Annotated in this window: 20 protein-coding genes; 15 read left to right on the top strand and 5 right to left on the bottom strand. The window is 60.9% G+C overall.

What is annotated here, in order from left to right:
* The 12 genes from ACWR1S_RS26780 to ACWR1S_RS26725 all read left to right on the top strand — a co-directional run.
* A partial coding sequence (locus ACWR1S_RS26780; protein WP_454565607.1) for an energy transducer TonB occupies window positions 1-327 on the top strand: 327 nt, incomplete at its 5' end.
* Between the two features lie 67 nt (window positions 328-394).
* Complete coding sequence (locus tag ACWR1S_RS26775; RefSeq protein WP_454565608.1) at window positions 395-1,081, top strand: MotA/TolQ/ExbB proton channel family protein; 687 nt, start codon at window positions 395-397, stop codon at window positions 1,079-1,081.
* Window positions 1,081-1,482, top strand: a complete 402-nt coding sequence (locus ACWR1S_RS26770; protein ID WP_093433931.1) for an ExbD/TolR family protein — start codon at window positions 1,081-1,083, stop codon at window positions 1,480-1,482. Before ACWR1S_RS26775 ends, ACWR1S_RS26770 begins: the two co-directional genes overlap by 1 nt.
* A 207-nt stretch (window positions 1,483-1,689) precedes the next feature.
* On the top strand, window positions 1,690-4,401 hold the full coding sequence (locus tag ACWR1S_RS26765; protein WP_454565606.1) for a TonB-dependent receptor: 2,712 nt from the start codon (window positions 1,690-1,692) through the stop codon (window positions 4,399-4,401).
* A 149-nt stretch (window positions 4,402-4,550) separates the two neighbouring features.
* On the top strand, window positions 4,551-6,416 hold the full coding sequence (locus ACWR1S_RS26760) for an extracellular solute-binding protein (protein ID WP_454565605.1): 1,866 nt from the start codon (window positions 4,551-4,553) through the stop codon (window positions 6,414-6,416).
* A gap of 1 nt (window position 6,417) precedes the next feature.
* Window positions 6,418-7,482 carry a microcin C ABC transporter permease YejB gene (locus ACWR1S_RS26755; protein ID WP_454565604.1) on the top strand — a complete coding sequence of 355 codons (1,065 nt, stop codon included), beginning with the start codon at window positions 6,418-6,420 and terminating at the stop codon, window positions 7,480-7,482.
* Entirely contained in the window at window positions 7,482-8,504 is a 1,023-nt protein-coding gene (locus ACWR1S_RS26750; protein ID WP_454565603.1) for an ABC transporter permease, read from the top strand. The genes ACWR1S_RS26755 and ACWR1S_RS26750 overlap by 1 nt, the downstream gene beginning before the upstream one ends.
* Before the next feature lies 1 nt (window position 8,505).
* Entirely contained in the window at window positions 8,506-10,140 is a 1,635-nt protein-coding gene (locus ACWR1S_RS26745; protein WP_454565602.1) for an ABC transporter ATP-binding protein, read from the top strand.
* A 169-nt stretch (window positions 10,141-10,309) separates the two neighbouring features.
* Window positions 10,310-10,831, top strand: coding sequence for a DUF3455 domain-containing protein (locus tag ACWR1S_RS26740; RefSeq protein WP_454565601.1), 522 nt, complete (start codon window positions 10,310-10,312; stop codon window positions 10,829-10,831).
* Between the two features lie 163 nt (window positions 10,832-10,994).
* Window positions 10,995-11,528 (top strand): sigma-70 family RNA polymerase sigma factor, encoded by a 534-nt coding sequence (locus ACWR1S_RS26735; RefSeq protein WP_454565600.1) that lies wholly within the window; start codon window positions 10,995-10,997, stop codon window positions 11,526-11,528.
* Window positions 11,525-12,217, top strand: a complete 693-nt coding sequence (locus ACWR1S_RS26730) for an anti-sigma factor (RefSeq protein ID WP_454565599.1) — start codon at window positions 11,525-11,527, stop codon at window positions 12,215-12,217. The genes ACWR1S_RS26735 and ACWR1S_RS26730 overlap by 4 nt, the downstream gene beginning before the upstream one ends.
* A gap of 132 nt (window positions 12,218-12,349) precedes the next feature.
* Window positions 12,350-12,790, top strand: a complete 441-nt coding sequence (locus ACWR1S_RS26725; protein WP_454565598.1) for a phage infection protein — start codon at window positions 12,350-12,352, stop codon at window positions 12,788-12,790.
* Window positions 12,791-12,860: 70 nt separating this feature from the next.
* Here ACWR1S_RS26725 and ACWR1S_RS26720 read toward each other — a convergent pair whose 3' ends face one another.
* Window positions 12,861-13,952, bottom strand: coding sequence for a DUF1615 domain-containing protein (locus ACWR1S_RS26720; protein ID WP_454565597.1), 1,092 nt, complete (start codon window positions 13,950-13,952; stop codon window positions 12,861-12,863).
* A gap of 292 nt (window positions 13,953-14,244) precedes the next feature.
* Here ACWR1S_RS26720 and ACWR1S_RS26715 point away from each other — a divergent pair, with 292 nt between their 5' ends.
* Together ACWR1S_RS26715 and ACWR1S_RS26710 are read left to right on the top strand one after the other, a co-directional pair.
* Window positions 14,245-16,449: a TonB-dependent receptor gene (locus ACWR1S_RS26715; RefSeq protein ID WP_454565596.1), complete on the top strand. Its 2,205-nt coding sequence runs from the start codon at window positions 14,245-14,247 to the stop codon at window positions 16,447-16,449.
* A gap of 437 nt (window positions 16,450-16,886) precedes the next feature.
* Window positions 16,887-18,422 carry an FAD-dependent oxidoreductase gene (locus tag ACWR1S_RS26710; protein WP_454565595.1) on the top strand — a complete coding sequence of 512 codons (1,536 nt, stop codon included), beginning with the start codon at window positions 16,887-16,889 and terminating at the stop codon, window positions 18,420-18,422.
* Between the two features lie 125 nt (window positions 18,423-18,547).
* Here ACWR1S_RS26710 and hemB read toward each other — a convergent pair whose 3' ends face one another.
* Entirely contained in the window at window positions 18,548-19,522 is a 975-nt protein-coding gene (gene hemB, locus ACWR1S_RS26705; RefSeq protein ID WP_454565594.1) for a porphobilinogen synthase, read from the bottom strand.
* Between the two features lie 242 nt (window positions 19,523-19,764).
* Window positions 19,765-20,463, bottom strand: coding sequence for a glutathione binding-like protein (locus ACWR1S_RS26700; protein WP_454565593.1), 699 nt, complete (start codon window positions 20,461-20,463; stop codon window positions 19,765-19,767).
* 316 nt (window positions 20,464-20,779) lie between these two features.
* On the opposite strand from ACWR1S_RS26700, the gene ACWR1S_RS26695 reads away from it, so the two are divergent.
* Window positions 20,780-21,454: a histidine phosphatase family protein gene (locus tag ACWR1S_RS26695; protein ID WP_454565592.1), complete on the top strand. Its 675-nt coding sequence runs from the start codon at window positions 20,780-20,782 to the stop codon at window positions 21,452-21,454.
* Between the two features lie 122 nt (window positions 21,455-21,576).
* On the opposite strand, the gene mnmH is transcribed toward ACWR1S_RS26695, so the two are convergent.
* Window positions 21,577-22,677, bottom strand: a complete 1,101-nt coding sequence (mnmH, locus tag ACWR1S_RS26690; protein WP_454565591.1) for a tRNA 2-selenouridine(34) synthase MnmH — start codon at window positions 22,675-22,677, stop codon at window positions 21,577-21,579.
* Window positions 22,677-23,711, bottom strand: coding sequence for a selenide, water dikinase SelD (gene selD / locus ACWR1S_RS26685; protein WP_454565590.1), 1,035 nt, complete (start codon window positions 23,709-23,711; stop codon window positions 22,677-22,679). The genes mnmH and selD overlap by 1 nt, the downstream gene beginning before the upstream one ends.
* Window positions 23,712-23,716: the final 5 nt, after the last annotated feature.

Raw genomic sequence — 23,716 nt, 5'->3', positions numbered from 1 at the left:
AGCGCACCGCCGGCCCCTGCCGCCACGCCGGGTCCGGTCAAGGAGTCGGCAGCGATTTCCGGTCTCGCCAGCCTCGGCAACCCGCCGCCGGAATATCCGTCGCTGGCCCTGCGCCGCAACTGGGAAGGCAGCGTGGTGCTGCGCATTCAGGTACTGGCCAACGGGCGCGCCGGCTCGGTGACGGTGACCAAATCCAGCGGCAAACCGCAACTGGATGACGCGGCCGTCGCCGCCGTAAAGAACTGGAAATTTATTCCGGCCAAACGCGGGGACACGCCGATTGACGGCTTCGCCACGCAGACCATCGATTTCAAATTGCCGCAATAACCGAACGCTCAATCAACGCACAACCGAATAACGCAAGCGAGGTGTCACCATGAACGATTTGTCTTCGATGATTGTCCCCGGCGTGCTCTGGGGTCTGGTGCTGTTTTCCGTGGTCAGCTGGGCGATCCTGCTGGTCAAGTCGGCGCAGTACCTGCGCCAGAAAGCGCAGAACAAACAATTCACAAAAGCCTTCTGGGGCGCGCCGGATCTGCTCACCGCCGCCGAACACGCCAGTCAATATCCGGGTTCGCTGGCGCGCATCGCCAGCAGCGGTTTCGAGGCGCTGCTGGTGGAAGATTCGCCGCGCACCACGCAGCAATTGGCGCACACCATCAACCGCTCGGAGCGCCTGGAGCGCAACCTGCGCCAGCAGATCCAGAAGGAACGCCGCTCGCTGGAAAACGGCCAGGCAATTCTCGCCAGTATCGGCAGCACCGCGCCGTTCATTGGCCTGTTCGGCACCGTGTGGGGAATCATGGAAGCGCTGAAAAGCATCGGCGAAACCGGCTCGGCCAGCCTTGAAGCGGTCGCTGGGCCGATCGGTCACGCGCTGATCGCCACCGGTGTCGGTATCGCCGTCGCCGTACCGGCGGTGCTGATTTACAACTTCTTCCTGCGTCGCTTGAAGCTCGCTTCGGCCGACATGGATGACTTCGCCCACGACTTCGACGCTCTCGCCTCGCGCAGTGCGTTTTCCATCAGCCGTCAGGCCATCGCCAGCAAAACCACAGCCGCCGTGCGGGAGGCCAGCTGATGTCCTTTTCCACTCAAGACAGCGATGAAGTGCTCAGCGAAATGAACGTCACGCCACTGGTCGACGTGATGCTCGTGCTGCTGGTGGTGTTCATCGTCACCGCACCGCTGATGACCAACGCAATCAAAGTCAACTTGCCGAAAACCGACGCCGTCGCCCCTGCCGAGAAGAAAGACCCGGTGGTGGTCAGCGTCGATCAGGACGGCAAGTTCTATCTGGCGAAAACCGAGCTGGCCCCGGAATCGCTGGAAGCCAGCCTCAAAGAGGTCAAGGCCAAGGACAGCGAGGTGCGCGTGCAGTTGCAGGCCGACTCCGCCGTCAATTACGGCCAGGTGGCCAAGGCCATGGCGTCTATCGAACGCTCGGGCATTACCAAAATATCGGTGATGACCACCCACTGAGTGCGGTGGCGGGCGCGCCTTGAGGGACACGCCCGCCACCGTTCGCTGACTCCCGTCGCAACCAGCCGACCGAAAAAACGCCACGCGTCTTCGGAGGGGATCGGCTTGCTTGAAGAAAGTGGTTTTCCGCACGCGGTATCACCGATAGCGGAGCAATGAGGGGCTCACAAGGCCAATTCGATAACGTCTAAAAAGTCGGAAATAACCATGCTGATGAACACTCCACGCTTCACGCTCAAACCCTTGGTGGCAACGATTTCTCGCCACCGTTTTGTTCCGTTGTATCTGGTGGCCATGGGGATGGGCGCCGGCTCCGTGCAAGCGGCCGAGGACGACAACGCTGCCGTCCCGGCGGCAGCGGCAGTGGTAGCGCCGACCACGCAACTGCAACGGGTCGAAGTGACCGGTTCGGCGATTCGCCGGGTCGATGCGGAAACGGCGGTGCCGATCACCATTCTCAAGGCCGATGAGCTGCGCAAACAGGGCGTGACCACCACCGCCGAACTGGTGCAGCGCATCACCGGCAGCCAATCGATCAACAACAGTGCCGGATCGGTCGGCGCGGCCACTGGCGGCGCCTCGTTTGCAGACATGCGCGGTATCGGCGCGAACAAGACGCTGGTGCTGCTCAACGGTCGACGCCTGGCCAACAACGCCTTGTCGGGGACCAACTCGGCCGGCGGCGCGGTGGATCTGAACATGATCCCGTTTGCCGCCATCGAACGCGTCGAAGTGCTGCGCGACGGCGCCTCGGCCCTGTACGGCACCGACGCCATCGGCGGCGTGATCAACTTCATCACCAAGAAATCCCTGACTGACGGCCAATTGACCCTCGGCGGCGAAACCCCGACCCACAGCGGCGGCGGCCAAACCAAAGACATGAGCGCCAGTTGGGGCTACGGCGATCTGGACGAAGACCGCTTCAACGTTCTCGGCGTGTTCAACTACAACAAGCAGCAGAACCTCGACGCCAACGACCGCTCTTTTGCCACCGACTACGCCCCCGGTCGCGGTCTGGATCAGACTTCCGGCACCGCGTTTCCCGGCAACTACAGCCAGAACGGCAACGCCACCAACCCGTTGGCCAACAGCAATTGCAACGGCCCCAACCTGATCGCCCGCGACGGCTTGTGCCGCTTCAGCACCCGTGAATTCATCGACCTGGTGCCGCAAACCGAGAAGACCTCGTTCTTCGGCAAGACCACCGGCAAACTCGGCGACGATCACAACGTCAACCTCGAATACTTCTGGTCGCGCAACAACAACGCCACGGCGGTCGGCCCGGCGCCACTGACCGGCCTGAGCCTCGACGGCTCGTCGCCCTACTACCCCGGCAACGGCATCACCCCGGCGCCGACCGATTTCGCCCTCGACCCGACCCAACCGGTCGACGTCAACTGGCGTGAAACTGCGGCCGGCCCACGTGAATCGAAAGACCAGAACACCAGCCAGCGCTTCCTGCTCAGCTTCGATGGTCTGGTCGGTGGTTGGGATTACAACGTCGGCGCCTCGTACAACCAGAACAAAATCGTCTCCAGCGTCACCAGCGGGTATGTCAGCGATCAAGCGATGATCAACGGTCTGGCCAGCGGTTTGCTCAACCCGTTCGGCCCGCAGTCCGCCGCCGGTCAGCAGTACATCGATAACGCGGCGTATCACGGCGCCTATTCCACTGCTGTGGGCCGTGTAGCCGGTTTCGATGGTCGTATCAGTCGTGAAATCGGCGACTGGTTCGGCGCCGGCCCGTCCGGTCTGGCCCTGGGTGGCGAGTACCGCAAAGAGAAATTCCATCAGGACTTCGAGTCGTTCGCCGGCGACATCCAGAGCCTCGGCATCGACCCGGCTGGCAGTGTCGAAGGTGACCGCAGCGTGAAAGCTGCGTACGCGGAAATCAACGTGCCGGTGCTCGACAGCCTGGAACTGTCCGCCGCCGTGCGTCACGACAAATACAGTGACTTCGGCAGCACCACCAACCCGAAATACTCGTTCCGTTATCAGCCGTTGAAAGAGCTGGTGGTACGCGGCGCCTACAGTGAAGGCTTCCGTGCGCCGTCGCTGTACGAGCTGTATTCGCCGCGCAGCATCACCTACACCCAGGGCTACTACAACGACCCGGTGCTGTGTACCGGCGGTGTCGTGCAACCGGGCGGCAACGGCGGCCGCGATTGCGGTCAGCAGTTCCTCAATCAGATTGGCGGCAACGAAGACCTGGCCCCGGAAAAGGCCCGTAACGTGACCCTCGGCTTCGTCTATCAGCCGATCAACAACCTCTCGGTAGGTCTGGATTTCTGGTGGATTCACATCTCCAACCAGATCCAGCCGTTCCCGGAATCCACCGTGTTTGATCAGGCCGGTTCCTACCCGGACCGCTTCGTGCGCAACGCCGACGGCACGCTCAATTACATCGTCACCGGCAACGCCAACCTCGGCATCGTTGAAACCAACGGTGTCGATGTGTCGCTGGATTACCGCTTTCCGAACACGCCGTACGGTCAGTTCGGTCTGGGCCTGCAAGGCACCTATGTTGACGAGTACGACTTCCAGAGCACCATCAAAGGCCCGTTCACCGATAAGGTCGGCGACTTCCAGGGTGACGGCGTGATCGCCCGCTGGAAGCACAACCTCACCGGCAGCTGGACCTTCGGCGCAGCGCGGGCGGCGCTGACCAACCGCTTCACTACCGGTTACAACGACTACGACCGTGATACCCACGCGCGCGTGGCCTCGTATTCGGTGTGGGACCTGTCGGCCGGTTACACCTTCAACAAGGTGCTGGATGTCGATGCCGGGATGAAGAACGTGTTCGACCGCAATCCGCCGTTCTCCAACCAGGCCTACAACTTCCAGAGCGGCTATGACCCGCGCTACACCGACCCGCTGGGCCGTACCTTGTTTGCGCGCATGACTTACCACTTCTAACCGGAAATACCACAACCCCAATGTGGGAGCGAGCTTGCTCGCGAAGGCGTCGTGTCAGTCAACACATCCTTCGCTGATATACCGCATTCGCGAGCAAGCTCGCTCCCACAGGGATCCGGGTTCCTTCAGGGATTTTGAGGAGTGATTGCATGAGTTTTTTGCGCAACTTGGCGGGCCTGCTTCTGGGCAGTGCGCTGCTGTGCACCGGCACCTCGGCGCTGGCCGCTGGCAGTTATGCGCTGACGGTGTACGGCGAGGCGCCGAAGTATCCGGCGAACTTCCAGCACTTCGACTTCGTCGATCCGAAGGCGCCCAAGGGCGGTTCGCTCAGCCGCGCGTCGATGGAGATCGGCCAGTACAACTACATCAGCCCGTATGCCGATCAGGGCATTTCCGTGGTGCAGGTCAATGACTGGGTGTACTCGCCGTTGGCGTTCCGTTCGCTCGACGAGCCCTACACCGTCTACGCATTGGTCGCCCAGCAGATCGAGCGCGATCCCGATGGACTCTGGGTGCGTTTCACCCTCAATCCAAAAGCACGTTTCGCCGACGGCACGCCGATCACCGCTGAAGACGTGCGCTACACCTTCAACCTGCTGATGACCAAGGGCAGCCTGAGCTATCGCCAGCAATACGCCGATGTCCAGGACGTGCTGATCGAAGGCCCGCGACAGGTGCGGTTCACCTTCAAGAACAACCTCAACCGCACCCTCGCACTGGACTTGGCGACGATGCGCGTGGTCCCCGAGCACTGGTGGCAAACCCGTGACTTCGCCAATGGCGGTGGTTTCGAGCCACCGCTGGGCAGCGGCCCGTACCGGGTGAGCAAGGTCGACGCCGGGCGCAGCATCAGTTTCCAGCGCGATCCGGACTGGTGGGGCAAGGACCTGCCGGTCAGTCGCGGGATGTACAACTTCGACACCCTCACGGTGAATTTCTACGGCGACACCGACGTCGCCCGCCAACTGTTGCAGGCCGGCGCGTTCGACTACAACCGCGAATTTTCCTCGTCCGGTTACGTGGTCGGTTACGACAGCCCGGCACTGCGTGATGGTCGTTTGCAGCAGTCGATTCTGGCGCCGGAGAAACCGACGGCGGCGCAGGGCTTCGTGTTCAACCTGCAAAACCCGATCTTCCATGATCGCCGCGTGCGTCAGGCGATCAGCCTGCTGTGGGATTTCGAGTGGACCAACAAGCAGATGATGCGCGGCTTCTACGTGCGCCAGAACAGCTTCTGGCCGAAGAGCGAAATGGCCGCCACCGCCTTGCCCGACGCCGAGGAATTGAAGATCCTCGAACCGCTGCGTGGGCAGGTCCCCGACGAAGTCTTTACCGAGGTTTATCAGGCGCCGAAAACCGACGGCAGCGGCTACATCCGCGACAAGCAACTGCAAGCGCTGAAGCTGCTTGCCGAGGCCGGCTGGACGCCGCAACACAATCGTCTGGTCAACGCTGCCGGTGAGCCGCTGGAGTTCACTTTCCTCGACGGTCAGGGTGGCTTCGATCGCATGCTGCTGCCGTTCAAACGCACCCTCGCGCAGATCGGCATCACCCTGAATTTGCGCCGGATCGATTCGGCGCAATACGTCAACCGCCTCAACGCCCGCGACTACGACATGATCGTCACCAGTTTCCCGCGCAGCGGCGATCCGATCGTCTCCCCAGGCCGCGAGTTGTACAGCCTGTATGCCTCGCAAAGTGCCACACAAATCGGCAGTTCCAACTCAATGGTGCTGACCAACCCGGCGGTCGATCAACTGATCGACGGACTGGTCCAGGCCAACACCCGCGAAGCCATGGTGCATTACGCCCGCGCCCTCGATCGGGTGCTGCAATGGGGTTACTACATGATTCCCAACTACTACTCCAAAGGCACGCCGACGGTGTATCAGAACCGCTTCGGCATGCCGCCCGTGCAACCGGCCTACGACGAAGGCCTCAACACTTGGTGGGAGGTGTCGGCCAAGGCGCTGACCACGCAACAGATGCACAGCCAACTCGCGGGGGGTCAGTGACATGCTGCGTTATTTGAGTCGACGTTTGCTGCTGATCATCCCCACGTTGCTGTGCATTCTGGTGGTGAATTTTCTGATTGTGCAGGCTGCGCCGGGTGGTCCGGTCGAGCAAGCCATTGCCCGTCTGCAAGGCTTCGGCGGGCACAGCATGGGCGGTGGTGGCGAGGTTGCCGCGATTGGCGGTGCCGGGCGCAGCAGCCGTGGTCTCGATCCGGCGCTGATCGAGGAGATCAAACACCATTACGGCTTCGACAAGCCGCTGCACGAACGCCTGTGGTTGATGCTGAAAAACTACGCGCAGCTGGATCTGGGCAGCAGTTTCTTTCGCGGCGCCAAGGTCACCGATCTGATCGTGCAGAAGCTGCCGGTGTCGCTGTCGCTGGGCTTGTGGGCAACGTTGATCACCTACCTGATTTCGATCCCGCTGGGCATTCGCAAAGCGATCAGGAACGGCAGCGCGTTTGATGTCTGGAGCAGCACGGCAATCATCATCGGCTATGCGATGCCGGCGTTCCTCTTCGCGATTCTGTTGATCGTGGTGTTTGCCGGTGGCAGCTACGTCAACTGGTTTCCAGTGCAGGGCTTGGTCTCGGATAACTTCGACAGCCTCAGCACACTGGGCAAGATTGGCGATTACCTCTGGCACCTGGTATTGCCGGTGACGGCGCTGGTGATCGGCGGCTTCGCCACCCTGACGATCCTGACCAAAAACAGCTTCCTCAACGAGATCAGCCGTCAGTACGTGATCACCGCAAGGGCCAAGGGTTTGACCGAGAGACGCGTGCTCTACGGCCATGTGTTTCGCAACGCCATGTTGTTGGTGGTGGCCGGTGTGCCGTCGGCACTGATCGAGGTGTTTTTCGCCGGCTCCCTGCTGATCGAAACCATCTTCAACCTCGACGGCCTCGGACGCATGAGCTACGAAGCGGCGGTGTCGCGCGACTATCCGGTGGTGTTCGGCGCGCTGTTTCTGTTCACCCTGTTCGGCCTGTTGATCAAGCTGATCGGCGACCTCTGTTACACCCTGCTCGACCCGCGCATCGACTTCTCGGCGAGGACTGCCTGATGTTCACTCTTTCTCCCCTTGGTCAGCGTCGCGTGGCGCAATTCAAGGCCAACCGGCGCGGACGCTGGTCGTTGTGGCTGTTTATCGGACTATGTCTGATTTGTCTTGGCGGTGAATTGATCGCCAACGACAAGCCGTTGGTGATCCGTTATCACGACGCTTTCTACTTTCCGATCCTCAGCGATTACCTGGAAACCGATTTCGGTGGCGAGCTGCCGTTTCAGCCGGATTACGCCAGCGGTTACGTGCACAAACTGATCGAGGATCAGGGCGGCTGGATGCTGTTTCCGCCGATTCCGTTCAGCTACGACACAGTCAATTACGACCTCAGTGAACCGGCGCCGAGTCCGCCTTCTTCAAGCAACTGGCTGGGCACCGACGATCAGGCGCGCGACGTGTTGGCGCGGGTGATTTTCGGCACACGGATTTCGATTCTGTTTGCGCTGATCCTTACCGCCATCAGTGCGTTGATCGGCATCGTTGCCGGGGCGTTGCAGGGTTATTACGGCGGTTGGGTCGACTTGCTCGGGCAACGGGTGCTGGAGATCTGGTCGGGGTTGCCGGTGCTGTACCTGCTGATCATTTTGTCCGGCTTCGTCTCGCCGAGTTTCTGGTGGCTGCTGGGGATCATGGCGCTGTTTTCCTGGCTGGCATTGGTCGATGTCGTGCGTGCCGAGTTTCTGCGTGGACGCAATCTGGAATACGTCAAAGCTGCGCGAGCGCTGGGCCTGACCGATAACGAACTGATGTGCCGGCACATCCTGCCCAACGCGATGACCTCCACCCTCACCTACCTGCCGTTCATTCTGACCGGCGCCATCGCCACGCTGACCGCGCTGGACTTTCTCGGCTTCGGCATGCCGGCCGGTACCGCGTCGCTGGGCGAATTGATCGGTCAGGCCAAGCGCAATCTGCAAGCGCCGTGGCTGGGGCTGACGGCGTTTTTCGCCCTGGCGCTGATTCTGTCTTTGTTGGTTTTTATTGGTGAGGCTTGCCGTGATGCATTCGATCCCCGGAGCTGACATGAAAGACAATTTGATCGAGATTCGCGACCTGCGCGTGGCCTTCGCCGGGCAGGAAGTGGTGCATGGTTTGAACCTCGATATTCGCCGTGGCGAATGCCTGGCACTGGTCGGTGAATCCGGCTCGGGCAAGTCGGTGACGGCGCATTCGATCCTGCGTTTGTTGCCGGGCAAGAACGTCAGCAGCAGCGGCGCGATCCGCTACAACGGCGTGGATTTATTGCACGCCAGCGAGCAGCAGATGCGCGGTTTGCGCGGCAACCGCATTGCGATGATTTTTCAGGAGCCGATGACCTCACTGAATCCTTTGCACACGGTGGAAAAGCAGGTCAGCGAGGTGCTGGAGATTCACAAAGGCCTGAAGGGCCGCGCTGCCCGCGAACGGACATTGGAGTTGCTAGAACTGGTCGGGATTCGCCAGCCGTTGCAGCGTTTGAAAGCCTATCCACATCAGCTCTCCGGCGGTCAGCGGCAACGGGTGATGATCGCCATGGCGCTGGCCAACGAGCCGGAGTTGTTGATTGCCGATGAGCCGACGACGGCGCTGGATGTGACGGTGCAGCAGAAGATTCTCGAACTGCTGATCGAGCTTCAGCAACGGCTGGGCATGTCGCTGTTGCTGATCAGCCATGACCTCAATCTGGTGCGCCGTATCGCTCAGCGCGTTTGCGTGATGCGCCATGGCGAGATCGTCGAACAGGCCGATTGCGAAGCGCTGTTTCGGGCGCCGCAGCATCCTTACAGCCGCTTGTTGATCGAGGCGGAACCCAGCGGCGCGCCGGTGCCGAGTGAGTACGATCACAATCTGCTTGAAGTCGATGATTTGAAGGTCTGGTTTCCGCTGCCCAAAGCGTTGTTCAGTCGCCAGCAGGATTACATCAAAGCGGTGGACGGCGTCAGTTTCACCCTGCAACGCGGTAAGACCTTGGGGATTGTCGGCGAGTCGGGTTCGGGCAAGTCGACGCTGGGTCAGGCGATCCTGCGGCTGGTCGAATCGGAGGGCAATATCCGTTTCGGCAACAAGCAACTGAGCCTGCTCAATCAGCGCTTGATGCGGCCGTTGCGGCGGCAGATTCAAGTGGTGTTCCAGGATCCGTTCGGCAGCCTCAGCCCACGGATGTCGGTGCAGCAGATCATTGCCGAGGGGTTACTGACCCACGGCATCGGCACTGAAGCCGAGCGTGAGGCGGCGGTGATTCGGGTGCTGGAGGAAGTTGGCCTCGATCCGCAGAGCCGCCATCGTTATCCCCACGAATTTTCCGGTGGGCAGCGCCAACGCATTTCCATCGCCCGTGCGCTGGTGCTGGAACCGGCGCTGATTCTGCTCGATGAACCGACGTCGGCGCTGGATCGCACGGTGCAGAAGCAGGTGGTGGAGTTGTTGCGGCAATTACAGATCAAACATGGGCTGACGTATTTGTTCATCAGCCATGATCTGGCGGTGGTGCATGCGTTGGCGCATGACTTGATGGTGATCAAGGATGGCAAGGTGGTTGAGCAAGGCTCTTCACGCGAGATTTTCGCCGCGCCCAAACACCCTTATACCCAGGAACTCCTGAAAGCCTCCGGCCTCAAGCCGAATGAAGAACCCTGTAGGAGTGAGCCTGCTCGCGATAGCGGTATCCCAGTGACATAAGTTTTGACTGACCCACCGCCATCGCGAGCAGGCTCACTCCTACAAGGGATTGGGGTGGGCCATTGAAATTTATTTTCCGGGCACTGCATCCAAACGCCTCCGCCACGGGTAGTCCCTGTAACAGCCCTTTTCGGCTGCCAGCGGTCTACCCTTTTCGGAGATAACACTGATGAACATCACCCAGCTGATTGGCTTCACCGGTTTGCTCGCCCTGTCCTCGACGACCTTCGCCCAAAGCAGTTACCCCGACGCGATCAAAGTCCCGGATGGCCACAAGATCGCCCTGGAAACCACCGGGGTCGGCGAGATCACTTACGAATGCCGCGACAAACCCAACGCGGCCGGACAGACCGAGTGGACCTTCGTCGGCCCGAAAGCGGTGCTCAATGATCGCAGCGGCAAACAAGTCGGCACTTACTTCGGCCCGCCGGCCACCTGGCAGGCCAAGGACGGTTCGAAAGTCACCGGTACGCAATTGGCCGTGGCGCCGTCGACTCCGGGCAACCTGCCCTATCAACTGGTCAAGGCCAACCCGGCCGAGGGCAAAGGCGCGATGAGTGGCGTGAGTTACATCCAGCGTGTCGCGCTCAAGGGCGGCGTGGCACCGGGCAGCGAATGCACAGCGGCGAACAAGGGCAAGCAGGAAGTCGTGAAGTATCAGGCCGATTACATTTTCTGGGCGGCGAACTGATCTCCGGAACACCACAAATCCCCTGTAGGCCTTCGCCTGCTCGCGATAGCGGTGTATCAGTGAAGAATATGCTGCTGACACACCGCTATCGCGAGCAGGCGAAGGCCTACAAGGGGAATTATGTGTTCTGGATGTTTGGGGAATGTGAGCTAGATTGCACGACATGCCTTTAGCCGAATCCGCGTTCGATTACGAAGCCCGCCTCGCTGCCTGTGCCCGAGGCGAGCGCGCGGCCCTGCGCGATTTGTATATGCAGGAAGGCCCGCGTCTGCTCGGTGTTGCCAAGCGGCTGGTGCGCGACACGGCGCTGGCGGAGGACATTGTTCATGAGGCGTTTATCAAGATCTGGAACGGCGCGGCGGGGTTTGACCCGGCGCGCGGTTCGGCGCGTGGCTGGATGTTCAGTGTGACCCGGCATCTGGCGCTGAATCTGCTGCGTGATCACGGGCGGGAAACGCCATTCGACGAAGTCCACGAGGTCGCTGTGGCCGACTACGGGTACGACGCTCCCGCGCATTCGGCGCGCATCCACGGTTGTCTGGAACAACTGGAGCCGCAACGCCGCAACTGCATCCTGCACGCCTATGTCGATGGCTACAGTCACGCGCAGATTGCCGCACGCCTCGACACGCCGCTGGGCACCGTCAAAGCGTGGATCAAACGCAGCCTCAACGCGTTGCGGGAGTGCATGGGATGACCACTGAATCGGCGCAGGACCGCGATGAACTGGCCGGCGAATATGTGCTCGGCACGCTGCCGACCGAGCAGCGCATCGAGGTGCAACGGCGCTTGCCGAATGACCCCGAATTGCGTGCAGCGGTGGACGCCTGGGAGCGGCGCCTGCTGGAGTTGACCGACCTGGCGCCCGCGCAACAACCCTCGGCGCAGTTGTGGCCGAGGATCGAGCGCAGTCTCGAACGACTCACGCCGAAAGTGCCATCGACCTCATGGTGGAATCTGCTGCCGCTCTGGCGCGGATTGAGTGCGGCCGGATTGGCCGCGACGTTGATACTGGGCTCGATCCTGCTGACCCAGACCACGCCGAAACCCAGCTATCTGGTGGTGCTGGTTGCGCCGCAGGACAAGGCCCCGGGCTGGGTGATTCAGGCGAGCAACTCGCGGGAAATTCAGTTGATTCCGCTCGGTGTGGTTGAGGTGCCGGCAGACAAGGCGCTGGAATTCTGGACCAAGGCTGACGGCTGGCAGGGGCCGGTTTCGCTAGGGTTGGTCAAGCCTGGACAGGCGTTATCGGTGCCGTTGGACAAATTGCCGCCGCTGCAACCCAATCAGCTATTCGAGCTGACACTTGAGGGCGCCAATGGCTCGCCGATCGGCAAACCGACCGGGCCGATTCAGGCGATCGGGCGCGCTGTGAAGGTGCTGTGAGGCTCTGCTCTGCGGCTCCTGGCTACCATCATCGGCATCGATGTTCACCATCACGGCAATGAAGTTCTCATAAAAAATCCCGGGCGTAACATCTGCTCCATACCAACCAACAACACCCCGGAGCACACCATCATGAAACGCCAAACTCTTCTCGGAATCGCTTTCTCGGTCTTCGCTATCAACGCTTTCGCCGCTACCCCGGCCCACACCATGATCGCCGAAGGCGGCTCGGACAAACTGATCGAAAGTCGTTTGGCTGAAGGTGGTTCGGATCGTCTGCTTGAACGTCGCGTTGCTGAAGGTGGTTCAGATCGTCTGATCGAACGTCGCGTTGCCGAAGGTGGCGCTGATCGTCTGCTTGAACGTCGCGTTGCTGAAGGTGGTTCGGATCGTCTGCTCGAACGCCGCGTTGCCGAAGGTGGCTCGGATCGTCTGCTTGAACGCCGCGTTGCCGAAGGTGGCTCGGATCATCTGATCGAACGTCGCGTTGCTGAAGGTGGTTCGGATCGTCTGATCGAACGTCGCGTCGCTGAAGGTGGCGCTGATCGTCTGCTCGAACGCCGCGTTGCCTGATGATTGGCTGTAAGCGCAACACCCCAGAGAAACCCGGCTGCCCTAGCCGGGTTTTTTATGTCGGTGTGTTTTACCCGGCCTTGGCCATGCAGCGTTTGTAGCGCTCGTCCACGCGCTTGGCGAACCACGCCGTCGTGAGTTTGCGGGTAATCTTCGGGCTTTGCAGCACGATCCCCGGCAACACCGCGCGCGGCAGCTTTTTCCCCTCCGCTTGCTCCGCCAGTTCGAACACTCGCTGATAGAGCTTGGTCTCTTCGAACTCCAGGGTTTTGCCCTTCTCTAGCTGATCGCGAATAGTCGGGTTGCGCATGCCCAGCGACTTGCCGAGGGTTCGCACCGCCAGTTCCGTGCCGCCGGGCATGATCGAGTCGTAGCGGATCAGATCGCCATCGAGTGCCAGTGGAATGCCCGAAGCGCGGCTCACCGCGTTTTGAAATGCCGCGTTGCGACTGGCGTACCAACCGGCATTGAAATCAGCAAACCGGTACAGCGGCTCGCGATAACTCACCGGATAGCCGAGCAAATGCGCGATGCCGAAATACATGCCACCCCGGCGGCTGAACACTTCGCGGCGGATCGTGCCATCCACCGGGTAGGGATAATCCTTGGCGTGCTGTTCGGCAAACTCGATGCTGACCTGCATCGGCCCGCCGGTGTGCACCGGGTTGAAGCCACCAAACAGCGTGCGCCCCATCGGCACCCGGCCGATGAAGTCGTCGAAAATGGCGCTGAGTTCTTTTTCACTGCGCGCCGCGTTCAGGCGTTCGCTGTAGGTCTTGCCATTGGTTGAGCGCACTTGCAATGCACCACTGACCAACAGGCTGGGGATATGCACTTTGGCAGCGCGGCGGTCGATTTCGTCGCGGGCGATTTTGCCCAGACCGGGCACTGTAGGGTCGGCCTGGAAGGTGGATTCCTGTTCGGCCACGGCCAGCACCGAACACAGATTCTGCGTGGTCGGGCTGATGTTCTGCGCGGCAAATGCAGCGTAGATATCGGTGGCCCAGCCTTGGCGATCGGCGGTCTTGGCCGGCAACAGCCGCACGATCTCAGCCTTTACTTCAGCGGGGGCACGGGGCAGCGGTTCCTGGCTGCGCTGCCCGGCGCAACCGGCGAGCACCAGCAGTGCGGCGAGCGTGATCGGTAATCGAAGGCTGTGCATGTTGCTCCATCCAGTCCATTAAGCCCGAACACCATACACAATCCGTGTAGGAGCTGCCGAAGGCTCGGGCCGCGATCGGACGATCTTTTGACTTTGATTTTAAAAACGAGATCAAAAGATCGCAGCCTTCGGCAGCTCCTACACAGAAATATGGGTTTTGAAGAGGTGATGACAAACTGATTGCAAAACGTTACTGAGAAAACCTATCATTTGCACCTGGAGTCGCATTTGCGCAAGGAGTTCCCGCGCCGCCCTTATTTTTCTCACCGGCCGCGTGCCTCCAGGTCCCTACATGCCCGTTCCAGCTCGACTCGCCGTCCCGTTTCGCCCGACGCTTCTCGCCCTGCTGTGCTCCCTGACTGTCACCGCTTACGCCGCCGAAGGCGATACCAAAGCGTTGGTGCTGGACGACGTCAACGTCAACGCCCAAGCCCCGACGCCTAACGCCCTGCCCCCGGTTTACGCGGGTGGTCAGGTCGCCCGTGGCGGCCAGCTCGGCGTGCTGGGAAATCAGGACATGATGGACGTGCCGTTCAGCGCCGCCTCCTACACCGAACAATTGATTCAGGATCAGCAGGCCGAAGACGTCGCCGACGTATTGCTCAACGATTCGTCGGTGCGCCAGGCCTCGGGTTTCTCTAACCAGGCGCAGATTTTCATGATCCGCGGCCTGCCGCTGACCGGCGACGACATTTCCTATAACGGCCTCTACGGCGTGTTGCCACGGCAGATCATTTCCACCGATGCGCTGGAGCGCGTGGAAGTGTTCAAAGGTCCGAACGCCTTTATCAATGGCGTGACCCCGACCGGTTCCGGCATTGGCGGTGGCGTCAACCTGCAACCAAAACGCGCCGGCGACGTGCCGCTGCGTCGTTACACCACCGACATCAACAGCGAAGGTCGCATCGGTCATCACTTCGACATTGGCCAGCGCTTCGGTGAAGACAACCGCTTCGGTGCACGGATCAACCTGTCCCAGCGCGAAGGCGACACCGGCATCGATCACGAAAACCAGCGCTCGAAACTGTTCGCCATCGGCCTCGATTATCGCGGTGACGCCCTGCGCCTCTCCGGCGACTTCGCCTACCAGAAAGAACGCGTCAACGGTGGCCGCAACTCGGTCAACCTCGGCACTGCCACACACATTCCGGATGCGCCATCGGCCGACACCAACTACGCGCCGAAGTGGGGCTACACCGACATCGAAGACACTTTCGGCATGCTCCGCGCCGAGTACGACCTGAACGACAACTGGACCGCCTATGCAGCCGGCGGCGCCAAGCACACCCGCGAAGTCGGGCGTTACAACTCGACCACGTTGGTCGGCAACAGCGGCGCGTCGTTCACTACCGGCTCGTTCATCCCCCACGATGAAGACAACACCAGCGTCATGGCTGGCCTCAACGGCAAATTCAATACCGGCGCGATCAGTCACAAGGTCAACTTCGGGCTGACCGGTATCTGGGCTGAGCAGCGCAGCGCCTACGATTTCGACCTGACCCAGTACGCCAATAACATCTACCACCCGGTGCAGACGCCGTCGCCGGTGGGCAATTTTGCCGGTGGTGATTTGAATGATCCCGGTATCGTCGGCAAAACCTTCAACCGCAGCATCGCACTCTCCGACACCCTCGGTTTCTTCGATGATCGCCTGCTGGTCACCGCCGGCCTGCGTCGCCAGCAACTGGTGGTGCAAGGTTACAACTACGCCAGCTGGGGCAGCGGCGATCGCAAGTCGAGCTACGACGAATCGATCACCACACCGGTGTATGGCGTGGTGTTCAAGCCGTGGGAACACGTGTCGTTCTACGCCAACCACATCGAAGGCCTGGCCCAGGGCCCGACCTCGCCGACCAGCACCGGCGGCTTTCGCGTGACCAACGGCAACGAAGTCTACGCACCGGCGCGCTCGAAGCAGACCGAAGTCGGGGTGAAGGTCGACATGGGCACTTACGGCGCCAGCCTGGGTGTCTATCGCATCGAACAGCCGAGCGACGGTTACTGCAACATCGACAGCGCCACCACCTGCACCTACGTGCGTGAAGGCGAGCAGATCAACAAAGGCGTGGAAATGAACGTGTTCGGCGAGCCGATCCAGGGCCTGCGCCTGATCAGCGGCTTGACCCTGATGGACACCGAACTGAAGAACACCCTCAACGGCGCCAACGACGGCAACCGTGCGATCGGTGTGCCGACCTTCCAGTTCAACGCCGGTGCGGATTGGGACGTGCCCGGCCTGCAAGGCGTAGCACTGAATGCGCGGATGCTGCGTACCGGCGGTCAATACGCCGATGCGGCGAACAATCTGAGCCTGCCGACCTGGAACCGCTTCGATGCCGGCGCGCGTTATGCGTTCAAGGTGTCGGAGAAGGACGTGACGTTGCGTCTGGGCGTGGAGAACCTGGCGAACAAGAAGTACTGGGAATCGGCTCAGGGCGGGTATCTGACTCAGGGTGAGCCGCGGGTGGCGAAGTTGTCCGGGACTATTGATTTCTAACGCTGAAAAGCCCCTCACCCTAACCCTCTCCCAAAGGGAGAGGGGACTGATTGCGGTGTTCTTTCGAGTTCCGCCGACGTGTGCCACCGAGTTGAACTCAGGTTTTGAAAGGCACCCAAATCGGCTCCCTTTCCCCCTCGCCTTTTAATGGAGAGGGGACTGACCGTGGTGTTCTTGCAAATTACGCCGACTTGAAATATCGAGTCGGACTCAGGTTTTGAAAAGCACCCAAATCGGCTCCCTCTCCCTCGGGAGAGGGCTGGGGTGAGGGCTGGGGTGAGGGGCCCGGATCTACGCAGCACAACAGCCCTCCCGTCGAACACCCGAAAAAGGCCCCGCAGCCTCACCGCTGCGGAGCCTTTTTCCGTCTGGCCGATCAACTGGCCACCCTCTCCTTCTGATCCATACTTGCTGCACAGCAAACGGAGGACAGGCCCATGAACCGCAGCGACGTTCTGATCATCGGCGCCGGCCCGACCGGTCTGGTGCTGGCCCTGTGGCTGAGCAAACTCGGCGTGCGCGTGCGCATCATCGATAAAACCTCCGCGCCCGGCACCACTTCGCGAGCGCTGGCGGTGCAGGCGCGCACCCTCGAGTTGTACCGGCAACTGGACCTTGCTGACACCGTGGTGCGCAACGGCCATCGGGTGGCGGCGGCGAATTTCTGGGTCAACGGCAAACCGGTCGCGCAATTACCGCTGAACCGCATCGGCGAAGGCCTGACGCCCTACGCGTTCGTCGAAATATTTCCGCAGGATGAGCACGAACGGCTGCTGATCGAGCGTCTTGAAGACTATGGCATTACGGTCGAACGCAACACCACGCTGGACAGTTTCGAGGAAACCGGCGATGGCCTCACCGCGCATTTGCGCCTGCCCGATGGCGAGCAGGAAATCTGCCAGGCCTGTTATCTGGCCGGCTGTGACGGCGCCCGCTCAGTGGTGCGCAAAACCCTCGACAGCGGTTTCCCCGGCGGCACGTATCAGCAGATTTTCTATGTCGCCGACGTCAAGGCCAGCGGCCCGGCAATGAACGGCGAGTTGCACCTGGATCTGGATGAGGCGGACTTCCTCGCCGTGTTTCCTCTCGCCGGCGAAGGCCGCGCAAGGCTGATCGGCACCGTGCGGGACGAGCGTGCGGATCGCGCCGAAACCCTGGAATTTTCCGATGTCAGCAGCCGCGCCATCGAACATCTCAAGGTGCACATCGAAGACGTGCACTGGTTCTCGACCTACCGCGTGCATCACCGCGTGGCCGAGCATTTCCGCAGTGGCCGCGCGTTTCTGCTCGGCGATGCCGCGCATGTGCACAGCCCGGCGGGCGGTCAGGGCATGAACACCGGGATTGGCGACGCGATCAATCTGGCGTGGAAACTCGCCGCTGTGCTCAGCGGCGGCGCCGAGCCGAGCCTGCTCGACAGCTACGAAACCGAACGCATTGCCTTCGCCCGTCGACTGGTGTCGACCACCGACAAAGTCTTCAGCTTCGTCACTGCCGAGGGGCGCATGGCTGACTTGCTGCGCATGCGTGTGGCGCCGTTTCTGATCCCGAAAATGGCTTCGTTCGAGGCCAGTCGCGAGTTCCTCTTTCGCACGGTGTCGCAGGTCACCCTCAACTACCGCGGCATGCCGCTGAGCCAGGGCGCAGCCGGCCACGTCCACGGCGGTGACCGTTTGCCGTGGGCGCATGATGGTGAGGGGGATAATTACGAGCCGCTACGCCAGCCGTGCTGGCAGGTGCATGTCTACGGCGACACCAGCGACGAGATGATTGCCTGGTGCCACGAACATCACCTGCCGCTGCATGTGTTCGACTGGCGTCCGGCGTTTGACACGGCAGGATTGGGGCGCAATGGCTTTTATCTGCTGCGCCCGGATACGTATGTGGCGATTGCTGAAAACAGTGCGGATCCGAAGGTGATTGAACGCTACTTCCGCGATCACGGCATCCGGCCCTACTTCAACTGTCCCTGACCCACCACAAAACCCTGTAGGAGTGAGCCTGCTCGCGATAGCGGTGTATCAGCCGACATCAATGTTGACTGATACACCGCTATCGCGAGCAGGCTCACTCCTACAGTTTGGATTTGCGGTGTTACTTAGATCCCGGCCAAGGCCAGATCCATCGCAAAGTAAGTGAAGATCAAATCCGCACCCGCACGCTTGATCGCGCCCAGGCTCTCACGCACCACGCGATCCTCATCGATCGCCCCGGCCTGTGCACCGAACTTGATCATCGCGTACTCGCCACTGACCTGATACGCCGCCAGCGGCAGGTTCGAGGCCTCGCGGATATCGCGGATGATGTCGAGGTAAGCACCGGCCGGTTTGACCATCAGCGCATCGGCGCCTTCCTGCTCGTCGAGCAGCGATTCGCGCAGTGCTTCACGGCGGTTCATCGGGTTCATCTGATAGCTTTTGCGGTCGCCCTTGAGCGCGCTGCCACCGGCCTCGCGGAACGGGCCGTAGAGCGCCGAAGCAAATTTGGTCGAATAGGCCATGATCGGAATTTGAGTAAATCCGGCCGCATCCAGGGCCTGACGAATCGCCCGCACCTGACCGTCCATCGCTGCCGATGGCGCGATTACGTCGGCACCGGCGCGGGCAGCGGCTACAGCCTGTTTGCCGAGGTTGATCAGGGTCTGGTCGTTGTCGACTTCATGGTTGTGCATCACGCCGCAGTGGCCGTGATCGGTGTATTCGCAGAAGCAGGTGTCGGACATCACGATCATCTCCGGCACGGCATCTTTGGCAATGCGCGACATGCGCGAGACCAGACCGTCTTCGCGCCAGGTGTCGCTGCCGTTGCTGTCCAGATGGTGGGACACGCCGAAGGTCATCACCGACTTGACGCCGGCACGGGCATAGCGCTCGATTTCGCTGGCCAGTTTGCGCTCGGGAATGCGCATCACACCCGGCATGCTGTTGATCGGCACGAAGTCGTCGATGTCTTCTTCGACGAAAATCGGCAGCACCAGATCATTCAGGCTGAATTCGGTTTCCTGGAACAGGCTGCGCAGGCTCGCATTGCGGCGCAGACGGCGGGGACGTGCTTCGGGGAACTGACTGGACATGGGGCCTTTCCTGAAAACGGAAGATGAGACGAAAGTCGTAGGGGGCGAAGCTTATGCCTTGCGGGGGGCGGGGTACAAACCTGGATCAATCAAGAGTGCATTACCGGGGGTGTAATAATCCCAGAGAGTACCCAAATCCCCTGTAGGAGCTGCCGAAGGCTGCGATCTTTTGATGTTGATTTTTAAAAGCAAGATCAAAAGATCGCAGCCTTCGGCAGCTCCCACAGGGGTTATGTGTGGTGTCAGGAAGGGATGCTCAGGCCGCGAACCACCGCTGGGCGAGCGAGAAAACGCTCAAGCACACGGGTGACATTCGGGAAGTTCTGAATGCCCACCAGATCACCGGCCTCATAAAACCCGATCAGGTTGCGTACCCACGGAAACGTGGCGATATCGGCAATGGTGTAGCGCTCGCCCATGATCCAGTCACGGCCCTCGAGCCGACCGTCGAGCACCTTGAGCAGGCGTTTGCTTTCGTCGACGTAACGGTCACGCGGACGCTTGTCCTCGTAGTCCTTGCCGGCGAATTTATTGAAGAAGCCGAGCTGGCCGAACATCGGACCGATGCCGCCCATCTGGAACATCAGCCACTGAATGGTTTCGTAGCGCAGCGCGCCTTCCTGCGCGAGCAACTGGCCGCTTTTGTCGGCCAGGTAAATCAGAATCGCCCCCGACTCGAACAGCGGCAGTGGCTGATCCCCGGGACCGTGCGGGTCGAGGATCGCCGGGATCTTGTTGTTCGGGTTCAGCGACAGGAACTCAGCGGACAGCTGATCCTGAGTTTCGAAAGCGACCTTGTGCGGCTCGTACGGCAGGCCGATTTCTTCGAGCATGATCGAGACTTTGACGCCGTTGGGCGTCGGCAAGGAATAGAGCTGAATCCAGTCAGGGTACTGCGCCGGCCATTTCTGGGTGATCGGGAACGCGGACAGATCGGTCATGGGAAGCATCCAGTCACAAATTAAAGTCCTGAGCATAATCCAGGATCACACGCTCTAGCGCGGGTTCTTTTTGCCAGCGTCGTTGCACCTACTTAAATCCGCAACATCCTGTCGCTAACCTGCCACCAGGCCGCTGAACGTTGCCGTTAGAGTGCTGCGCGCTCGGGTGATCGAACCAATCGGCCCTCAGGGGACTCTGAGCTATGCCTTTGTTGCAGAGGAAGCCGTTCATGACAGGGAAAACACCCGGTGCTGGGAGCCCGCGGTGTAAAGGTTTGTCAGCCTTAATTGAATCAGCTGAAGAACTTTTTATTTCATGACGAACCTTATGCGATTCGCCAAACGCTTCAAACACCGTGCGTATGTGGCCCTGCCTTCCCTGCTGGCCGTCAGTGCGCTGTTCCTGTCGCTTGAGTCCAGCGAAAGCCGCGCACAACCGGTGGACGGCACCCAGACGCTGGTGTTCCTGCGTCATGCGGAGAAGCCCGAGGGCGGTCTTGGTCAGCTCAACTGTCAGGGGCTGAACCGCGCCATCGACCTGTCGACCCTGCTGCCGGAAAAATTCGGCAAAGCCGATTACGTGTTCGCCGCCAACCCGACACGCAATGTCGAGGAAGGTGAGCTGGACAACTCCTACAGCTACATTCGCCCGCTGATGACCATCAGTCCGGCGGCGATCAAGCTCGGCCTGCCGGTGAACATCGAGTTCTCGGCCAACGACACCAGCGATCTGGCCCGCGAACTGCTGGAAGACAAGTATCACAACTCGACGATTTACACCGCGTGGTCCCACGGCTATCTGCCGGAGCTGATCAACAAGGTCGCCGGCAAAGCGGTCGGCGAGAAACAGAACATCACCGAAGACTGGGCGGGCAATGATTTTGACTCGCTTTACGTACTGACCCTGACCTGGCACAACGGCAAGGCCAGCCTGCAGAGCCACAGCTACAAGCAGGGACTGGATCATGGCAAGGAAACCTGCCCGACCTGAGTTTTGTCTGGCCTGGCCCGGCCCTTTCGCGAGCAGGCTCGCTCCCACATTATTGGATTTGCGTGAAATACAAATCCCCTGTGGGAGCGAGCCTGCTCGCGAAGAGGCCAGCCGCTACAACCTCAACCTTTCTGGGCCCGCTCACGCAAATACTCAAGCACCGCCCCACGCTCCCCGGCAAACTCGATCCGCCCGCCCTTCTTCTCGCGCTGAAACACATACATCGGGTCGTAATACTCACGCAGCAACCCTTCGATCCAGCCGCGATGCAGATCCACCGCCCCGCTTCGCCCCTGCTCAATCAACGCCTCTTCCATCAACAACAGCATCCGCCGATGACGCTCGCCACCGAGGCGCTTTTGCACATTGTTGAGGCTTTCCAGCAGGCGCTCCGAGAACAAGGTAAAACCCTCCTCCCCGTGCACGGCCACGAACTCCGCCGATAGATCGACCACGTAATCACGCAAAATCCGCTCAACACGGTCTTCAAAACGGTCTTCCAGCCAGACCATCGGGTACTGCTGCATGCCCTGATACAGCGGCAGCGGCAAGGCGCAACTGCCCACCACCCGGCTCTCATCCTCAAGCACAAACTGCGCGATACCCGCGTCGCGCTTCTTGAGAATGTCGATGGCCAGGCGGTTTTCGAAATCGATGTTCGACGGCTGCCCGGTCGCGCGTTTGCCGAAGCTGGAGCCGCGATGGTTGGCGTGCCCTTCCAGGTCCAGGCCGTTTTGCAGTTGCACCAGCACTTCGGTCTTGCCGGTGCCGGTCATGCCGCCGAGCAGGACGAAATCACATTGCGCGATGGCCTGCTCAAGGGTGTCGATAAGGAAGTTGCGCATCGCCTTGTAACCACCGCCGATACGCGGATAGTCGATCCCGGCTTCGTCACGCAGCCATTGCTGGGTGATCTGCGAGCGCAGACCACCGCGAAAACAATAGAGATACCCATCAGGATGGGCCCGAGCGAAATCGGCCCAGGCCTGGATGCGCTCGGCTTTCAGCGCTCCCGAGACCAATTGATGACCCAACTCGATGGCGGCCTGCTGACCGTGCTGTTTATAGCAGGTGCCGATCTTCTGCCGTTCGACGTCGTTCATCAGCGGCAGGTTGATCACACCGGGGAACGCGCCCTTGTGAAACTCGACCGGCGCGCGGGCGTCCATCAGCGGCCGGTCGTTGAGGAAAATGTCTCGGTAGTCAGTGCAGTCGCGGAGCATCAAATCACCTCGACTGCGTTCGTCTGTCGCTCAACCAATTCGCCGATTGGCGCCAGGTTCAGGCCCAGTTCAGCGGCGAGGGCGAGGAACGCTTCATTGCCTTCAGGCGTCACCGCGATCAACAGACCACCACTGGTTTGCGGGTCGCAGAGCACGCGTTTATGCAGCTCCTGCACGCGGCCGACCTTGCTCGCATAGCTGTCGAAATTACGCAGCGTACCGCCGGGTACACAACCCTGATCGAGGTAATACTCGACGCTGTCCAGACGCGGCACGCGGTCATAAGCGATGCGCGCGGTGAGCTTGCTGCCATCGGCCATTTCCACCAGGTGCCCGAGCAGACCAAAACCGGTGACGTCAGTCATTGCCGTCACGCCGGCGAGTTTGCCGAAACGGCTGCCGGGTTTGTTCAGGGTGCACATCCAGTCGCGGGCCACGCCGACGTCGGCGGCGCGCAATTTGCCCTTCTTCTCGGCGGTGGTGAGGATGCCGATGCCCAGCGGTTTGGTCAGGTACAGCAGGCAGCCGGCGGTGGCGGTGTCGTTGCGCTTCATGTGGCGCTTCTCGACCAGACCAGTGACGGCGAGGCCGAAGATCGGCTCTGGCGCGTCGATCGAATGCCCACCCGCCAGTGGAATGCCCGCCGCGTCGCAAACCGCACGGCCACCGCGAATCACTTCACGCGCCACTTCCGGCGCCAGCACATTGACCGGCCAGCCGAGAATCGCAATCGCCATCAGCGGATCGCCGCCCATCGCATAGATGTCGCTGATCGCGTTGGTCGCAGCGATGCGGCCGAAGTCGAACGGGTCATCGACGATCGGCATGAAAAAGTCCGTGGTCGAGACCACACCGCGCTCGGCGTCGATCTCGTACACCGCTGCGTCATCACGCGAGGCGTTACCGACCCACAGTTTCGGATCAAGGTTCTGCGCACCGCTGCCGGCCAGAATCACTTCCAGCACCTGCGGGGAAATCTTGCAGCCGCAACCGGCGCCGTGGCTGTATTGGGTCAGACGAATCGGCTCGCTCATGGGGG

The sequence above is a fragment of the Pseudomonas sp. AIG genome (assembly GCF_977020205.1).
This window is presented reverse-complemented; position numbering and strand designations above follow the sequence as displayed.

What these genes read in the sequence shown, in the direction of transcription:
- ACWR1S_RS26700 (WP_454565593.1), bottom strand. Translation starts at nt 20,463, where the DNA reads ATGACCGATCTGTCCGCGTTCCCGATCACCCAGAAATGGCCGGCGCAG.
- ACWR1S_RS26730 (WP_454565599.1), top strand. Translation starts at nt 11,525, where the DNA reads ATGACCACTGAATCGGCGCAGGACCGCGATGAACTGGCCGGCGAATAT.
- ACWR1S_RS26765 (WP_454565606.1), top strand. Translation starts at nt 1,690, where the DNA reads ATGCTGATGAACACTCCACGCTTCACGCTCAAACCCTTGGTGGCAACG.
- ACWR1S_RS26745 (WP_454565602.1), top strand. Translation starts at nt 8,506, where the DNA reads ATGAAAGACAATTTGATCGAGATTCGCGACCTGCGCGTGGCCTTCGCC.
- ACWR1S_RS26770 (WP_093433931.1), top strand. Translation starts at nt 1,081, where the DNA reads ATGTCCTTTTCCACTCAAGACAGCGATGAAGTGCTCAGCGAAATGAAC.
- ACWR1S_RS26735 (WP_454565600.1), top strand. Translation starts at nt 10,995, where the DNA reads ATGCCTTTAGCCGAATCCGCGTTCGATTACGAAGCCCGCCTCGCTGCC.
- ACWR1S_RS26760 (WP_454565605.1), top strand. Translation starts at nt 4,551, where the DNA reads ATGAGTTTTTTGCGCAACTTGGCGGGCCTGCTTCTGGGCAGTGCGCTG.
- selD (WP_454565590.1), bottom strand. Translation starts at nt 23,711, where the DNA reads ATGAGCGAGCCGATTCGTCTGACCCAATACAGCCACGGCGCCGGTTGC.
- ACWR1S_RS26710 (WP_454565595.1), top strand. Translation starts at nt 16,887, where the DNA reads ATGAACCGCAGCGACGTTCTGATCATCGGCGCCGGCCCGACCGGTCTG.
- ACWR1S_RS26725 (WP_454565598.1), top strand. Translation starts at nt 12,350, where the DNA reads ATGAAACGCCAAACTCTTCTCGGAATCGCTTTCTCGGTCTTCGCTATC.
- ACWR1S_RS26720 (WP_454565597.1), bottom strand. Translation starts at nt 13,952, where the DNA reads ATGCACAGCCTTCGATTACCGATCACGCTCGCCGCACTGCTGGTGCTC.
- ACWR1S_RS26715 (WP_454565596.1), top strand. Translation starts at nt 14,245, where the DNA reads ATGCCCGTTCCAGCTCGACTCGCCGTCCCGTTTCGCCCGACGCTTCTC.
- hemB (WP_454565594.1), bottom strand. Translation starts at nt 19,522, where the DNA reads ATGTCCAGTCAGTTCCCCGAAGCACGTCCCCGCCGTCTGCGCCGCAAT.
- ACWR1S_RS26740 (WP_454565601.1), top strand. Translation starts at nt 10,310, where the DNA reads ATGAACATCACCCAGCTGATTGGCTTCACCGGTTTGCTCGCCCTGTCC.
- ACWR1S_RS26775 (WP_454565608.1), top strand. Translation starts at nt 395, where the DNA reads ATGATTGTCCCCGGCGTGCTCTGGGGTCTGGTGCTGTTTTCCGTGGTC.
- ACWR1S_RS26695 (WP_454565592.1), top strand. Translation starts at nt 20,780, where the DNA reads ATGACGAACCTTATGCGATTCGCCAAACGCTTCAAACACCGTGCGTAT.
- ACWR1S_RS26750 (WP_454565603.1), top strand. Translation starts at nt 7,482, where the DNA reads ATGTTCACTCTTTCTCCCCTTGGTCAGCGTCGCGTGGCGCAATTCAAG.
- ACWR1S_RS26755 (WP_454565604.1), top strand. Translation starts at nt 6,418, where the DNA reads ATGCTGCGTTATTTGAGTCGACGTTTGCTGCTGATCATCCCCACGTTG.
- mnmH (WP_454565591.1), bottom strand. Translation starts at nt 22,677, where the DNA reads ATGCTCCGCGACTGCACTGACTACCGAGACATTTTCCTCAACGACCGG.